Here is a 14,270-nt window from a genome sequence, read left to right on the forward strand (position 1 = left end):
CGTTGCGTCCAAGCGTCCCAGGCCAAGCCGACCCGATGAAATTATCCGTTCACTCACTCGTCCTGCTGGTGCTGGCCTGCTTCAGCCCGGCGTCGTTCGCCGTCGATGTGCCAGGCAGTCGCGACCTGGAGCGTGTGCCGCGCATACCCGACGCGCAGATTGTCGATTACCGGCAAACCAGCGACCTGGAACGCGTCTATCCCATGGGCTCGATCCGCAAGATCAGCGGCCAGTTGCGCTTCGACGGCCAGGTCGATGCCCGTGGGAACGCCACCTCTGTTACTTACGAACTGCCGCCGGAACATTCCGCCACCCAGGCCTTTACTGCCGCGCGCGAAGCGTTGCAGAAACAGGACGCCGAGCTGTTGTTCTGGTGCCAGGCCCGCGATTGCGGCGAAAGCAGCCTGTGGGCCAATGACGTCTTCGGCAACGCCAAGCTCTATGGCGCCGACAACGGCCAGGCCTTCCTGCTGCTGCGCCTGGCTCCACCGGCGGACAACACGCTGATTGCGCTGTATGCCATCACCCGTGGCAATCGCAAGGCCTACCTGCATGTCGAGCAGTTCGAGGCGAATGCACCGCTGGGGGACTTGCTGCCGACGTCGGCCACGCTGCTGCGCCAGCTCAAGGACACTGGGGTCCTGGATTTGCCGCGTCTTGCCGGTGAGCCAGACGACACCTGGTTGCGGCTGTTGTCCCGGGCGCTGAACCTGGACACGGGCTTGCGGGTCAGTATCGCCGGTCCCCGGGCCGAGGATTGGATTGAGGCTCTGGCGGGCCAGGGCGTTCGGGCGGCGCGCATGGAGGCCGCCAGCGGCGAGGCGGCGGGATTGCACCTGGAGTTGCTGCGCTAAGCTGTCTCGGGGCCGCGGGTTTCACGCCGTTGCCTCGCTCCTGTTCATTTTTTCGAGACCCTACATGATCAATAACGATCGGCTGTTGGTGCAGATCCTGCTCCTGGTGTTGTTCGGCGCAAGCCTCTGGGTCATGGCGCCGTTCTGGTCGGCGCTGTTCTGGGGGGCGGTGCTGGCGTTCGCCAGTTGGCCGCTGATGCGCCTGCTGACCCGCTGGGTCAATGGCCGCGAATCCCTGGCGGCGGCGCTGCTGACAGTAGGCTGGATGTTGTTGGTGGCGGTGCCGCTGGTGTGGCTGGGTTTCAACCTGGCCGACCATGTGCGTGATGCCACTGCGTTCATCAAGGACGCACAGGTCGACGGCCTGCCCGAAGCCCCGACCTGGTTGGCCGGTGTACCGCTGGTGGGCGAACGGTTGGTCGGCATCTGGAACAGCATCGACCAGCAGGGGGCCGCGCTGATGGTGTCCGCCAGGCCTTACCTGGGGCAGGTCGGCAACTGGCTGCTGGCGCGCAGTGCACAGATTGGTGGTGGCATACTCGAGCTGACCCTGAGTATCGTGTTCGTGTTCTTTTTCTATCGCGACGGCCCGCGCCTGGCGGTATTCGTCCACGGGTTGCTGGAGCGCCTGATCGGCGACCGTGCCGGTTACTACATCGAGCTGGTGGCTGGTACGGTGCAACGGGTGGTCAACGGCGTGATTGGCACCGCGGCGGCCCAGGCCGTGCTGGCGCTGATCGGCTTCCTGATCGCCGGAGTCCCGGGGGCGCTGGTGCTGGGTATCGTCACGTTCCTGTTGAGCCTGATTCCCATGGGGCCGCCGCTGGTGTGGATCCCCGCAACGGCGTGGCTGGCGTGGAAGGGTGAGTACGGGATGGCGGTGTTCCTGGGCATTTGGGGCACGTTCATCATCAGTGGCGTGGACAACGTGCTCAAGCCCTACCTGATCAGCCGTGGCGGAAACCTGCCCTTGGTCATCGTGCTGCTGGGGGTGTTCGGTGGGTTGATTGCCTTCGGTTTCATCGGCCTGTTCATCGGCCCGACCCTGCTGGCGGTGGCGTATAGCCTGTTGACGGACTGGAGCAAAAGCCAGGCGCGGTAACCCATCCCAGAGGCAAGCACAAACCTTTGTGGTGAGGGGATTTATCCCCGCTGGGTTGCGAAGCGACCCCCAAAACTGCCGGCTCGGTCAGCCTGACACTCCGGGTCGTCTTATTTTAGGGCTGCTGCGCAACCCAGCGGGGATAAATCCCCTCGCCACAAGTGAGTTTCAATCCAGGCTTGCCGGTGAATCAGGTCGCCACGTTCAGGTGTTTCCCTACAGTGGCGACGTTATCCAGCGAATATTGCCGGCTGAGGTTGGCGATCATTCTGTTCAACGCTTCGCTGACATTGGCCTGTTCGGTGGAGCTGTCGCTGCGGCGACCGGCCTGCAAGGCGCTGCTCAGTTCGCTGGCGGTGACGGTGGCGTCGCCATCGGCATCGAGCTGGCTGAACAGCTCTTCACTGGAGTCCTGTTGCGGTGGTGGCGGTGGTGCAAGGCTGGCGGCGAGTTCGTCGAGGCTGACAGTGCCGTCTTCATTCTTGTCCAACGCCGAGAACACTTGCTGGCTGTCGGCATCGCTGTCCGTGGTGGCCAGGCCGTTGCTCAACTCATCGCTGCTGACCGAGCCATCACCGTCGCTGTCCAGGACGCTGAGCAGCGCATCGGCCAGTTCGGTATTTGGCGCCTGGTTCCGTGGCGGCGGAGGTGGTGGCGCCATTGCGGCCATTTCCTCGCTGCTCAGGTCACCACTACCGTCACTGTCCAGGTCACCGAAGTTGTCGCTCAGGCTGACCAGGATGCCATCGTCGTTTTTTTGCGACAGGGCGGTGCTCAACTCTTGCTGATTGACCGAACCGTCGCCGTCACTGTCGAGCTTGCTCAGCAGTTCCTTTTGAAACTGCTGGCTGCGGGCACTGCTGGTTGCGGTACTGCTGGTGCTGGTATAGGTGGAGTAACTGCTGACGCTACCGATCATGGGCGCTCTCCTTGGGCTGGGATAGCCGGTGGGTGCACCGGCTTATGCAGCCTCTGCGAGGGAGTTGTCTGGGGTGTGTGGAGTTTGTACCGGTGGGGGTACAAACTCAGTCCCGGCGCAGTGTCGAGTGTGGGAGCGAGCAAGCCCGCTCCCACAGAGGGACATCGGTGGGATTCAGGTGCGAGGCAGGCTGATCACCGCTGTCAAACCGCCCCCTGGCGTCTCTTCCAGGGTCAATTGCCCGCCCAGGCGTTCGGTGGCTTCCCGGGCGATGGTCATGCCCAGGCCGACGCCGCCGGAGTTGCGGTTGCGCGAGCCTTCCAGGCGAAAGAACGGCTCGAACACCGCCTCGCGTTTGCCCGCCGCAATACCGGGACCATGGTCGATGACTCGAATCAGCACCTGCTTATGTTGGTCCTCCAGGCTGATCAAGGCATGGCCGGCGTAGCGAAGGGCATTGTCGATGAGGTTGTTGAGGCACGAACGCAGCGCCATCGGTTGCACTTGCAGCGGTGCACAGGTACCGCTGACCTGCACATCGGCGCCCTGGTCCTGGGCGTTTTCGCTCAACGATTCCACCAAGGCCTGCACGTCCATCCATTGCAGCGCTTCACTGGTGCGCTGTTCGTGCAAGTAGGTGAGGGTGGCATCGAGCATGCCGATCATGTCGTCCAGGTCCTGGCGCATCTGGCCTTGCAGCTTGATGTCATCGATCTGCTCCAGGCGCAGCTTGAGCCGCGAAAGCGGCGTGCGCAGGTCATGGGACACCGCGCCGAGCATGCGCGAACGCTGCTGCACTTGCTCAAGAATCCGTTGCTGCATCAGGTTGAACGTATGGGCTGCCTGTCGCGCCTCACGGGGGCCGTTTTCATCCAGCGGCGGGCTGTCGAGGTTTTCGCTCAGGCGCTCGGCCGCATCGCTCAGGCGCTGGATGGGTCGGGTCAGGAGCTTGGCGCCGTACCAGGCCGCGACGATCAGGCACACGAATTGAAAGGTCAGCGGCACCAGCGGGCCGCCGAACCAGGGGCGCGCATGGCGGTTAGGGGGCGGGCCGAAGCGCGGGGGGCCTTCGGCTTGTCGGGAAAATTCCGGCGGTGGCCCGGGAGGCCGCCTGTCGTATTGAGAAAACCAGGCAAACGCCAACAGGTGCGCCAGGACAATCGCCAGCAACAGCACGCCAAACAGGCGACCGAACAGGGAGTCGAGGCGCAGTTGCATCAACCGATGTCCCGTGCGTCGAACAAGTAGCCCTCACCGCGCACGGTCTTGATCAGTTGCGGGGCCTTGGGGTCGTCACCCAGCTTCTGGCGCAGGCGTGATACAAGCAGGTCGATGCTGCGGTCGAAGGCCTCGATGGAGCGCCCGCGAGCCGCGTCCAGCAGTTGTTCGCGGCTGAGCACCCGGCGCGGTCGTTCGATGAAGACCCACAACAGGCGGAACTCGGCATTGGACAGCGGCACCACCAGCCCATTGGCGGAGATCAGTTGGCGCAGCACGCTGTTGAGCCGCCAGTTGTCGAAACGGATATTGGCCCGATGCTCGCTGCGGTCGTCGCGCACCCGGCGCAGGATGGTCTGGATACGCGCCACCAGCTCCCTGGGTTCGAACGGTTTGGCCATGTAGTCATCGGCGCCCAGCTCCAGGCCGATGATGCGGTCGGTGGGCTCGCAGCGGGCGGTGAGCATCAGGATCGGGATGTCCGATTCGGCGCGCAGCCAGCGGCACAACTGCAAGCCATCCTCACCCGGTAGCATCAGGTCGAGCACGATCACGTCGAAGTGCTCGGCCCGCATTGCCTGGCGCATGGCCGCGCCATCGGTCACGCCGCTGGCTCGTATGCTGAAGCGGGCCAGGTAATCGATCAACAGCTCGCGGATCGGCAGGTCGTCATCGACGATCAGCGCGCGGGTGGTCCAGCGCTTGTCATCGTCGGGTACTTTTTGATCGTCAGAATTTGCAACAGGGGTGTTCTGCATGGATGCATCATCTGCCAGATAGGCTGCCAACCGCAAAGAAGGCGGCGAGGTTGAGCCCTCAGCATAGGCTTCGTGCCGCGAGGCGTGAAGCGCTGAAAGGACGGGTTGCGGCGGCGGACGGTAGCGTGTCGACGTGTTGTACGCATGTCATGAATGTATCGGCTTCGACACAAAGGCCGGTATCGTCCATGCTGCTGGGGGACGATGATATTTACCGATCATCGGGTCCCGCACGGGCGCTCGTTCCGCTACAATGCGCGCCGATTTCGACTTGCCTGAGAGCCCGCTCATGTCCGCCTGCCAGACGCCCATTATCGTCGCCCTGGATTTCCCCTCCCGTGACGCCGCCCTGAAGCTGGCCGATCAGTTGGACCCCAAGCTTTGCCGGGTCAAAGTCGGCAAGGAACTGTTCACCAGTTGTGCTTCGGAAATTGTCGGGACCCTGCGCGACAAGGGTTTCGAAGTGTTCCTGGACCTGAAGTTCCACGATATTCCCAACACCACCGCCATGGCCGTCAAGGCCGCTGCGGAGATGGGTGTGTGGATGGTCAACGTGCACTGCTCCGGTGGCCTGCGCATGATGGCGGCCTGCCGTGAAGTGCTGGATCAGCGCAGCGGCCCGAAACCGTTGCTGATCGGCGTGACCGTGCTGACCAGCATGGAGCGCGAGGATCTGGCCGGGATCGGCCTGGACGTCGAGCCTCAGGAGCAGGTGCTGCGGTTGGCGGCGCTGGCGCAGAAGGCCGGCCTGGACGGTCTGGTCTGTTCGGCCCTGGAGGCCAGCGCCTTGAAAGCGGCTCACCCGTCGCTGCAATTGGTGACCCCGGGGATTCGTCCGGCGGGCAGCGCCCAGGACGACCAGCGTCGCATCCTGACTCCGCGCCAGGCACTGGACGCCGGTTCCGATTACCTGGTAATCGGCCGTCCGATCAGCCAGGCCGCCGACCCGGCTCAGGCGCTGGCGGCGGTCGTGGCCGAGTTGGCCTGACCTGACACCGAAGATCCCTAATGTGGGAGCAAGCTCGCTCCCACAGTTGTTTTGTGTCAGACCTTCAATACCAACTTCCCGAAGTTTTCCCCACTGAACAATTTGGTCAGCGTCTCGGGGAAGGTCTCCAGCCCTTCGACAATGTCCTCCTTGCTCTTGAGTTGTCCCTTGGCCATCCAGCCGGCCATTTCCTGCCCGGCGGCGGCAAACTGCGCGGCGTAGTCCATGACCACGAAACCTTCCATGCGCGCCCGGTTGACCAGCAGCGACAGGTAGTTGGCGGGGCCCTTCACCGCGTCCTTGTTGTTGTACTGGCTGATGGCGCCGCAGATCACCACGCGGGCCTTGAGGTTCAAGCGGCTGAGCACGGCATCCAGGATGTCGCCCCCGACGTTGTCGAAATACACATCCACGCCCTTGGGGCATTCGCGCTTGAGGCCGGCATGAACGTCTTCGTTCTTGTAGTCGATGGCGCCGTCGAAACCCAGTTCATCGACCAGGAACTTGCATTTATCGGCCCCGCCGGCGATGCCCACCACGCGACAGCCTTTGATTTTGGCGATCTGCCCGGCGATGCTGCCCACCGCACCGGCGGCGCCTGAGAGCACCACGGTCTCGCCAGCCTTGGGCGCGCCGACGTCCAGCAGGGCGAAATAGGCAGTCATGCCCGTCATGCCCAGTGCGGACAAATAACGTGGCAGCGGTGCCAGTTTCGGGTCGACCTTGTAGAAACCTCTTGGCTCGCCGAGGAAATAATCCTGCACCCCCAACGCACCGTTTACGTAGTCCCCGACCGCGAACCCCGGGTTGTTCGAGGCAATTACCTGGCCGACACCCAATGCCCGCATCACCTCGCCGATGCCGACCGGCGGGATATAGGACTTGCCCTCGTTCATCCAGCCGCGCATGGCTGGGTCGAGGGACAGGTATTCGTTTTTCACCAGGATCTGGCCGGCTGCCGGTTCGCCGACCGGTACTTGCTGATAGGTGAAAGTCTCGCGGGTCGCCGCGCCTACCGGGCGTTTGGCGAGCAGGAACTGGCGATTGGTCTGGGCAGTCATGGCGGGCACTCAAGATGAATGAAGCCTTGTTGATAGACCTTCGAAGCATTTGCCGCAAGGTCTGCTGATACAGCGAATGCAGTTCGATCCAACACAGTGATAGTTCGCCCAGGGGCTTTATCACTGGCGCCCATGAGTGCTCAAACGGCACTTGGATAGTGCTGCCGCGTCCTCGGGACCTGTGGCTAGACTGGCGGCATCTCCCGCATCCTTCGAGGAACAGACAATGAGCATGACGTTTTCCGGACAGGTCGCCGTGGTTACCGGCGCTGCCGCTGGCATCGGCCGGGCCACTGCCTTGGCGTTCGCGGCAGAGGGCCTGAAAGTGGTGGTGGCCGACCTCGACGTGGCGGGCGGCGAGGGCACGGTGCAGTCGATTCGTGATGCGGGCGGCGAAGCGGTGTTCGTGCGCTGCAACGTGACGCTGGAACACGATGTGCAGCAGCTGATGAACGAAGTGATCAAGACCTACGGTCGCCTTGACTACGCCTTCAACAACGCCGGGATCGAGATCGAGAAGGGCAAGCTGGCCGACGGTACCCTCGATGAGTTCGACGCGATCATGGGGGTCAATGTGAAGGGCGTCTGGCTGTGCATGAAATATCAACTGCCATTGCTGCTGGCCCAGGGTGGCGGCGCGATCGTCAACACGGCCTCGGTGGCGGGCCTGGGTGCGGCGCCGAAGATGAGCATCTATGCAGCGTCCAAGCATGCCGTGATCGGCCTGACCAAATCGGCCGCCATCGAATACGCCAAGAAAAAAATCCGCGTGAATGCGGTCTGTCCGGCGGTGATCGACACCGACATGTTCCGTCGTGCCTATGAGGCGGACCCGAAAAAAGGTGAGTTCGCCAATGCCATGCACCCGGTGGGGCGTATTGGCAAAGTCGAGGAAATCGCCAGCGCCGTGCTGTATTTGTGCAGCGACGGCGCGGCCTTCACCACGGGCCATTCCCTGGCGGTGGACGGCGGCGTCACGGCGTTCTGAGGACTTGCCCTTCGGCTTGTAGGACAAAGCCCGCACTGGTTGCGGGCTTTTTCGTGGGCGTTCGAAAAAACCTCGGAGCGGCCCTTCAATGTGTTTCAAAGGGTGAGAATCGGCGGTTTTGGCGACGTTGTCGTACATCGTCCCGTTGCGGCCTGTGCTTAACTGTTTCCGGAAATAAAACAAATGCTTAGGAGCTTGGTTACTCATGGAGTTGAGAATCGACCGACAGGCCTTGGTGCCTGTCGTGCAGCAAATCGTTGACGCGCTGACCGGCTGGATCCGACAGGATGCGGTACAACCGGGAACTCGGCTGCCATCCGTCCGCCAACTGGCGCGGGAGAACCTGCTCAGCCAGTCCAGCGTCAATGAAGCGTGTGAACGCCTGGTCGCCCAAGGCCTGTTGGCTTCCCGCCATGGTTCCAGCTTTTTTGTCGCACCACCCCCGTCGTCCGGGCCCGAGCCCACCGATCGGAATCGACCGCAAGACGCGTTCGCCGACGGGGGCGACAGCTCGCAATGGGAATTGAAGCTGGGGTGTGGCGGGCTGCCCGAGAGTTGGCGTGAAAGCGATGACCTGGGCTATGCGATCCGCCAGGTCACTCGCACCGACATGGCGGGATTGTTCAACTACAGCACGTCGTTAGGGCTGCCTGCCCTGCGTGAGCAACTGTCCAGGCGCTTGAAACAATTCAATATCGAGGTCGATAAAGACCTGATCCTGACCACCACCGGGGCGACCCACGGGCTGGACCTGATCGTACGGACACTGTTGTCGCCGGGTTCCTGCGTGGTCGTGGAGAGCCCCGGTTATTCCAGCCTGTTCGACCTGCTCAGGTTGCACGACATCGACATGATCGAGCTGCCCAGGACCCCGCGCGGCCCGGACGTCGAGGCGCTGCAAGACCTGCTGGCGATGCACCGGCCCACTGCGCTATTCGTCAACAGCGCCTGCCATAACCCGACCGGCACCAGCCTGGCTCCGGCCGTTGCTCAACGGCTGCTGCAATTGACGAGAAAGCACGGCGTACTGGTGATCGAAGACGATGCCTATGGCGATTTCCAGAGCTCGGCGCGGACCCGGCTCGCGGCACTGGATCCCGAGGTGGTCTACGTGGGCAGCTTTTCGAAAACCCTGAGCAGTTCGTTGCGCGTCGGTTTCGTGGTGGCCGGGCCTTCCATCATCGCGCGCCTGAGCGAGGTCAAGGGCATTACCAGCATGGGGGGATCGCGGTTCTGTGAGTCGGTCCTTGCCTGCCTCCTGGCCAATGGCGCCTATCGCAAGCTGGTCCAGCGCCAACGGCAGCGTCTGGGGGCTGATATGGCGGCGCTGTTGCAGATACTGGAAGACGCCGACTGGGAGGTCTTTGGCAAACCGGCCGGCGGGCTTTTCATCTGGGCAAGACCGCCATTGTGTGACTACGCTGGAGTACAACGCCTGGCCAGGCGTTTTGGCGTGCTGCTGTCTTCGCGTAGCGCATTCAGCCCGTCGGGCGCCGACAGTGACTGGCTACGGATCAACGTGGCGTATGCCCGTGACCCCAGGGCGCTGGCGTTCTTCCGGGCAGCGGCTCTGGATCGACCTCTAGTGTCCTGAAAACGACGCAGCTGTAGCTTTTTGCCATTATTCCGACGCCAGCATCTTGTGTTGCAGGGCGTCTCGTTGCGAATCTGCAATCAACACACACTGGCAGAGGACTGAGCGCAATGATTTCCGCCGTGCAAGGAGGTTTTGCCAACCTGGGTATGGCAAAGAAACTGGGTATCGGATTTGTCCTGGTGCTGTTGCTGACCGCAGTGGTCGCGGCCATCGGCGTCTGGTCCCTGCAGACCATCAGCCTTCGCTTCGATGGCCTGAAACAGATGTCGTCCCTCAACAGCGGGTTGCTCAAGGTCCGCCTGCTGGAGCAGGAATACGCCTCGCGCTCCGACCCCAAGACCGCCGATGCCTTGCGCCAGGGGGTCGACGCTCTGGTGGCCCAGGCGAACGAACTCAAGGTGCAGTCGGCTGCCAACGTGCCGGTGATGAACGACGTGGAGCAGGCGCTGGGCGCGTATCGCAAGGCGTTCGACGAATTTGTCGGGTTGAGCCAGAGCAAGGACCTGGCGCTGGAAATGGCCAGTTGGTCGGTGTCCAGCGTCGCCAATAACCTGGATGTGTTGCAGGCCGGGCTGGCGGATGATGGCGCCTATACCTTGAAAGATTCCGAGGGCAAGGAGGGAGCCGAGTTCATCGAGCAGGCCAACCAGGTCAGCGAAGTATCCCGTTTGATGTTGCAGGCCATGAACGAAGCGCGGGTCCGCCTGGACCAGAGCCGCAAAGGCAATGTCGAGGGCGCCGGAGAAGGCAGCATCGAACAGGCCGAGCAGGCGATGAAACAGGCCGAAGTGCTCAAGACCACGGTCAAGGACCCGGGTTACCAGACCGTGCTGAATGAAGTGGCCGGGCATATCGCCGGGTTCAATGAACAATTGGCCGAATACACCGGCCTGCTGGCGAAGGAAAAAGTCGTCTATCAGCAACTGCACGAGCGGGCCGACCAGGTGGTGGCGCGGGTTGACCAGGCCTTCAGTGCCGAAGACCAGGCCATGCAGACTGAACTGAAGAAAAATTCGCTGCTGATCATCGGTTCGTCGGCCTTGGCGTTGCTGGTGGGATTGATCGCGGCGTGGGTCATAACCCGGCTGATCGTGACGCCGCTGCGCAGTGTCATTCGCGTGGCCCAGCAGATTGCGTCGGGTGACTTGAGCGCCACGGTGGAAGTGACGCGCCGGGACGAAATTGGTCAGTTGATGCAGGCGATGCAACAGATGGGAGCGGGGCTGAGCGGTATCGTCAGTGGCTTGCAGGCGGGTATCGAGCAATTGGCCAATTCGGCCCAATCGCTGTCAACCGTGACTGAACAGACCAACCTGGAAGTCAGTAGCCAGAAAGAAGAAACCGAGCAGGTCGCCACGGCGATGAACCAGATGACGGCCACGGTGCATGACGTGGCACGCAATGCCGAAGAAGCCGCACAAGCGGCCCAGACTGCCGACGACAAGGTCGAAAGCGGCCAGCAGGTGGTGCGTCAGAGTATGGTGCGCATCGAACAACTGGCCGATTCGGCCACATCGGCCAGTTCCAGCATCGAAAGCCTCAGTGCCGAGATCCAGAACATCGGTACGGTGCTGAGTGTGATCAAGAGCGTGGCCGAGCAAACCAACCTGTTGGCGCTCAATGCCGCTATCGAGGCGGCCCGGGCCGGGGAGCAGGGCCGGGGCTTTGCGGTCGTGGCCGATGAGGTGCGGGCGTTGGCCAAGCGCACGCAACAGTCCACCGAGGAGATCGAGCGACTGGTGAGCGCCCTGCGTTCAGCGGCCCAGGCTTCCGTGCAGCAGATCCAGAGCAGCGGCGAGTTGGTGAAGATGGCGGTCAGCGATGCACTGCAGACCGAAAGCGCCTTGGGCAGTATTGCGGCGGCGGTGTCGCTGATCCAACAGATGAACCAACAGATCGCAGCGGCGGCCGAGCAGCAGAGTTCGGTGGCCGAGGAGATCAATCGCAGTGTCACCAGCATTCGCGCCAGCGCCGATCAATCGTCCCTGGCGATGCGCGGCAATGCCGCTTCCAGCATCGAGCTGGCGCAGTTGGGGGTTGAGCTTAAGGGGATGGTGGGGCATTTCAAGTTGTGAGTCCGCGATAGCAGGTCCAACATTCCAACAGTTTTGCCTGCCTGGCGGGGTACGGGCATAGTTTACAGGCCCGTGGCGAGGGCACTTGCTCCCGCTGGGCTGCGAAGCAGACCCGAAATTCGTGGGAGCGCTGCGCGCTCCAGCGGGAGCAAGCTCCCTCGCCACAAAAGCTCCACCTGCACAGGGAGGAGCCGTATCAGTCGTAGACTTTCTTCTTCTTCCACTCGTCGTTTATTTCGTCGTCCTTCAGCCCTTCGGTCAACTGGTTGACTTCGCCTTCGACCGGCTGGGTGCTGGCCAGGACCTGGGCATTGGCGCGGGCCAGGAGTTTTTCCAGGTAGGCCAGTTGTTCGGCGTAGACCTGGGGTTCCTGTTGCTTGCGCAGGTACTGCACGCCGCGCTCGAAGGCCAGGCGGGCCTGCCCGGGTTGTTCTTGCTGCAGGGCTTGCTGGCCGAGGTTGTTAAAGAACTCGATGTGCAGCAGCACCAGGATGTGTCGCACTTCGCGAATCCAGCGCTTGGCTTCGTTAGGCGGCAGGAAACCGTCCTGGGCGGCGCGGGTGATCTGGCCGTGCAAGGCCTCGAGCAGAAAACGTACGTCCTTGGCCTTGGCTTCGGTCTGGATCGGTGCCGGTGGATTGTTCACCGGGATCGATTCACCTTGGGCGGCCAGTGCGCTCAATTCGTCCAGGCGTGCCTTGACCGCAGAATTGGTTTTCTCCAGGTTCAGCAGGCGCTGACAGACGTTCATCTCAAGGCGCGTCATCAACAACTTCAGGGCAGGGGTCATCAACTGCCCGGGGAAGGTTTCGGTGAGCTCCCCACAGCGACGCATGCGGTCGTTGAGTTCTACCTTGGTGCGGGCCTTTTCCAGCTTGTTGTTTTCCACCACGTGGTTCATGTAGCCAATGGCGATCAACAGGGCGATCCCGGCTACGACGAGCAGGGTGATCATGAGTGGTGTCACCGGTAAGACCTCTTTATTGTGGTACGCATGTCATGAGTGTAGTGGCTTGGCTTTTAAGCGCATAGGTCCGAGCGACGCGATTAGACGGGCGTCGTGCTGTTTATGGGAAGCATAACCGGATGGGTGCACATTGCCATCATTTGCCGGGCGCGACTATAGCGTCTCGGCGGGTGACAGAATATAGGCGTCAGAGACCGGGCGGGTAAAATGTCCGGATCGCCCCCAAACCGGGCGAAGTCATTGATTTAAATAAATTTATATCTGGGGGTTGACGACCCTTCAATCCATCCATAGAATGCGCGCCACTTACAGCGTAAAGCACTCAGCCAAACGCTATAAGCAGTGAATGTTGTACGTGTGTCCCCTTCGTCTAGTGGCCTAGGACACCGCCCTTTCACGGCGGTAACAGGGGTTCGAGTCCCCTAGGGGACGCCAATGCGGGAATAGCTCAGTTGGTAGAGCACGACCTTGCCAAGGTCGGGGTCGCGAGTTCGAGTCTCGTTTCCCGCTCCAATTTTAAACAGTGTTGCTTTCGAGCAGGGCTGAGTGAAGCCAGAGCCGACATCTTCGGATGCGGATTTGGGCACTGAAATACACACCATGTGTTTCAGTTAGTGTGTCCCCTTCGTCTAGTGGCCTAGGACACCGCCCTTTCACGGCGGTAACAGGGGTTCGAGTCCCCTAGGGGACGCCATTTGCGGGAATAGCTCAGTTGGTAGAGCACGACCTTGCCAAGGTCGGGGTCGCGAGTTCGAGTCTCGTTTCCCGCTCCAAATTCAAAAAAACGCCGCTCATTTGAGCGGCGTTTTTTTTCGCGTAAAAAAGGCCATCTCAATGCCCAAGGTTATGTTTCCGGCGCTCAAGGGGCTTTGACCAGCGATTCGTCTTGTCTGAGGGGGCTGACGACGATTTTCCTTAATATTGAAGGGGAGTGGAGAATACTTCCTGCAAAATTCAAGGGAAAACGCCTAGGAAGATTAATAGTTCATTCCTAAAGAAATGCACTTCTCCTAACCTTCCAGTACCCATTCTGGAGATGCATTTATGCTGATTTTCGTTAAATCGATGGTCATTGGGCTGTGCATTGCAGCCCCTGTAGGACCCATTGGGCTGTTGTGCATACAGCGAAGTCTGATGCTTGGGTGGAGAGCCGGTTTCGCGACGGGATTGGGCGCGGCCACAGCCGATTCGATCTATGGATTCATCGGTGCCCTGGGTGTTACCGCCGTCATTGCGACGCTCATCAGCTTCAAACCCTGGTTGTGCATCTTTGGAGGATTGTTCCTCGCCTACATTGGCTATCAGACAATACGATCGAAGGGTGGCGCGACGGCCATGGCGGGGGAGCGTGCCAACATGTTCAAAGCCTACTCGACCACGCTGTTCCTGACGCTTTCCAACCCCATGACCATCTTGTCGTTTATCGCGATATTTGCTGCGTTGAGTGATGGCATGGCCAGTGACCAAGGCGGCCAGCACGCCTTGCTGCCGATGGTGACCGGTATCTTCCTGGGCTCGGCTGCCTGGTGGCTGGGGTTGAGTGGGTTCTCCTCCATTTTCAAGGCGCGGATTGCCGAATCGAAACTAAGGCTGATCAACTACTTTTCAGGGGCAACCATCGCCCTCCTGGGGGCCTACCAGGTCGCCACTGGCGTCATGCTGGCCACGGCAATCTGACCCAAGCTTTTATGCCTCGCTGAGCGGGGCATAAAAGCTTGGTGTTCCCTACGTGCACGCAGGACG

The 14,270-nt window shown here is 61.4% G+C and carries 12 protein-coding genes, 4 tRNA genes and 1 pseudogene; 12 read left to right on the forward strand and 5 right to left on the reverse strand.

Features of this window, described 5'->3' with window-relative positions:
- Positions 1 to 35: 35 nt before the first annotated feature.
- Both BT116_RS16905 and BT116_RS16910 read left to right on the forward strand, forming a co-directional pair.
- Entirely contained in the window at positions 36 to 854 is an 819-nt protein-coding gene (locus tag BT116_RS16905) for a DUF4892 domain-containing protein (protein WP_072345738.1), read from the forward strand.
- A gap of 64 nt (positions 855 to 918) precedes the next feature.
- Positions 919 to 1,956: an AI-2E family transporter gene (locus BT116_RS16910; RefSeq protein WP_003204378.1), complete on the forward strand. Its 1,038-nt coding sequence runs from the start codon at positions 919 to 921 to the stop codon at positions 1,954 to 1,956.
- Positions 1,957 to 2,146: 190 nt separating this feature from the next.
- Here the strand turns inward: BT116_RS16910 and xopAW are convergent, their stop codons facing one another.
- The 3 genes from xopAW to BT116_RS16925 all read right to left on the reverse strand — a co-directional run bounded on the left by xopAW (position 2,147) and on the right by BT116_RS16925 (position 4,851).
- On the reverse strand, positions 2,147 to 2,875 hold the full coding sequence (gene xopAW, locus BT116_RS16915) for an EF-hand domain-containing protein (protein WP_072345740.1): 729 nt from the start codon (positions 2,873 to 2,875) through the stop codon (positions 2,147 to 2,149).
- 174 nt (positions 2,876 to 3,049) lie between these two features.
- Positions 3,050 to 4,093 carry a sensor histidine kinase gene (locus BT116_RS16920; RefSeq protein WP_072345742.1) on the reverse strand — a complete coding sequence of 348 codons (1,044 nt, stop codon included), beginning with the start codon at positions 4,091 to 4,093 and terminating at the stop codon, positions 3,050 to 3,052.
- Positions 4,093 to 4,851, reverse strand: a complete 759-nt coding sequence (locus BT116_RS16925; protein ID WP_072345744.1) for a response regulator — start codon at positions 4,849 to 4,851, stop codon at positions 4,093 to 4,095. Before BT116_RS16925 ends, BT116_RS16920 begins: the two co-directional genes overlap by 1 nt.
- 289 nt (positions 4,852 to 5,140) lie before the next feature.
- Between BT116_RS16925 and pyrF the strand changes: the two genes are divergently transcribed.
- The gene (gene pyrF / locus BT116_RS16930) at positions 5,141 to 5,839 is read left to right on the forward strand and encodes an orotidine-5'-phosphate decarboxylase (protein ID WP_063324865.1); all 699 of its coding nucleotides are present in this window, start codon (positions 5,141 to 5,143) and stop codon (positions 5,837 to 5,839) included.
- A 56-nt stretch (positions 5,840 to 5,895) separates the two neighbouring features.
- On the opposite strand, the gene BT116_RS16935 is transcribed toward pyrF, so the two are convergent.
- Complete coding sequence (locus BT116_RS16935; RefSeq protein ID WP_063324866.1) at positions 5,896 to 6,900, reverse strand: NADP-dependent oxidoreductase; 1,005 nt, start codon at positions 6,898 to 6,900, stop codon at positions 5,896 to 5,898.
- A gap of 226 nt (positions 6,901 to 7,126) precedes the next feature.
- On the opposite strand from BT116_RS16935, the gene BT116_RS16940 reads away from it, so the two are divergent.
- The 4 genes and pseudogenes from BT116_RS16940 (at position 7,127) to BT116_RS31855 (ending at position 11,560) form a co-directional block, all read left to right on the forward strand.
- Positions 7,127 to 7,888, forward strand: a complete 762-nt coding sequence (locus tag BT116_RS16940; protein ID WP_072345748.1) for an SDR family oxidoreductase — start codon at positions 7,127 to 7,129, stop codon at positions 7,886 to 7,888.
- 205 nt (positions 7,889 to 8,093) lie between these two features.
- The gene (locus BT116_RS16945) at positions 8,094 to 9,482 is read left to right on the forward strand and encodes an aminotransferase-like domain-containing protein (protein WP_072345750.1); all 1,389 of its coding nucleotides are present in this window, start codon (positions 8,094 to 8,096) and stop codon (positions 9,480 to 9,482) included.
- A gap of 992 nt (positions 9,483 to 10,474) precedes the next feature.
- Positions 10,475 to 10,651: pseudogene (locus tag BT116_RS31850) on the forward strand (HAMP domain-containing protein); the annotation flags it as partial.
- Positions 10,652 to 10,855: 204 nt separating this feature from the next.
- Positions 10,856 to 11,560, forward strand: a complete 705-nt coding sequence (locus BT116_RS31855) for a methyl-accepting chemotaxis protein (RefSeq protein ID WP_371914357.1) — start codon at positions 10,856 to 10,858, stop codon at positions 11,558 to 11,560.
- A 196-nt stretch (positions 11,561 to 11,756) separates the two neighbouring features.
- On the opposite strand, the gene BT116_RS16955 is transcribed toward BT116_RS31855, so the two are convergent.
- Positions 11,757 to 12,515, reverse strand: coding sequence for a hypothetical protein (locus BT116_RS16955; protein ID WP_072345754.1), 759 nt, complete (start codon positions 12,513 to 12,515; stop codon positions 11,757 to 11,759).
- Between the two features lie 371 nt (positions 12,516 to 12,886).
- Here BT116_RS16955 and BT116_RS16960 point away from each other — a divergent pair.
- From BT116_RS16960 to BT116_RS16980, 5 genes are all read left to right on the forward strand, one after another.
- Positions 12,887 to 12,962 (forward strand) — tRNA-Glu (locus BT116_RS16960).
- A gap of 2 nt (positions 12,963 to 12,964) precedes the next feature.
- Positions 12,965 to 13,040, forward strand: a tRNA-Gly gene (locus tag BT116_RS16965).
- Between the two features lie 105 nt (positions 13,041 to 13,145).
- A tRNA-Glu gene (locus tag BT116_RS16970) sits at positions 13,146 to 13,221 on the forward strand.
- Between the two features lie 3 nt (positions 13,222 to 13,224).
- Positions 13,225 to 13,300: transfer RNA gene (locus BT116_RS16975), tRNA-Gly, on the forward strand.
- Between the two features lie 271 nt (positions 13,301 to 13,571).
- Complete coding sequence (locus tag BT116_RS16980; RefSeq protein WP_072345756.1) at positions 13,572 to 14,204, forward strand: LysE family translocator; 633 nt, start codon at positions 13,572 to 13,574, stop codon at positions 14,202 to 14,204.
- Positions 14,205 to 14,270: the final 66 nt, after the last annotated feature.

It is taken from the genome of Pseudomonas sp. NFACC16-2 (assembly GCF_900119205.1).
In the GTDB taxonomy this organism is placed as follows: Bacteria; Pseudomonadota; Gammaproteobacteria; order Pseudomonadales; family Pseudomonadaceae; genus Aquipseudomonas; species Aquipseudomonas fluorescens_Q.

Excerpts from the sequence above, each read along its gene's own strand:
- BT116_RS16905 (WP_072345738.1), top strand. The coding sequence starts at position 36 with ATGAAATTATCCGTTCACTCACTCGTCCTGCTGGTGCTGGCCTGCTTC.
- BT116_RS16910 (WP_003204378.1), top strand. The coding sequence starts at position 919 with ATGATCAATAACGATCGGCTGTTGGTGCAGATCCTGCTCCTGGTGTTG.
- xopAW (WP_072345740.1), bottom strand. The coding sequence starts at position 2,875 with ATGATCGGTAGCGTCAGCAGTTACTCCACCTATACCAGCACCAGCAGT.
- BT116_RS16920 (WP_072345742.1), bottom strand. The coding sequence starts at position 4,093 with ATGCAACTGCGCCTCGACTCCCTGTTCGGTCGCCTGTTTGGCGTGCTG.
- BT116_RS16925 (WP_072345744.1), bottom strand. The coding sequence starts at position 4,851 with ATGCAGAACACCCCTGTTGCAAATTCTGACGATCAAAAAGTACCCGAC.
- pyrF (WP_063324865.1), top strand. The coding sequence starts at position 5,141 with ATGTCCGCCTGCCAGACGCCCATTATCGTCGCCCTGGATTTCCCCTCC.
- BT116_RS16935 (WP_063324866.1), bottom strand. The coding sequence starts at position 6,900 with ATGACTGCCCAGACCAATCGCCAGTTCCTGCTCGCCAAACGCCCGGTA.
- BT116_RS16940 (WP_072345748.1), top strand. The coding sequence starts at position 7,127 with ATGAGCATGACGTTTTCCGGACAGGTCGCCGTGGTTACCGGCGCTGCC.
- BT116_RS16945 (WP_072345750.1), top strand. The coding sequence starts at position 8,094 with ATGGAGTTGAGAATCGACCGACAGGCCTTGGTGCCTGTCGTGCAGCAA.
- BT116_RS31855 (WP_371914357.1), top strand. The coding sequence starts at position 10,856 with ATGACGGCCACGGTGCATGACGTGGCACGCAATGCCGAAGAAGCCGCA.
- BT116_RS16955 (WP_072345754.1), bottom strand. The coding sequence starts at position 12,515 with ATGATCACCCTGCTCGTCGTAGCCGGGATCGCCCTGTTGATCGCCATT.
- BT116_RS16980 (WP_072345756.1), top strand. The coding sequence starts at position 13,572 with ATGCTGATTTTCGTTAAATCGATGGTCATTGGGCTGTGCATTGCAGCC.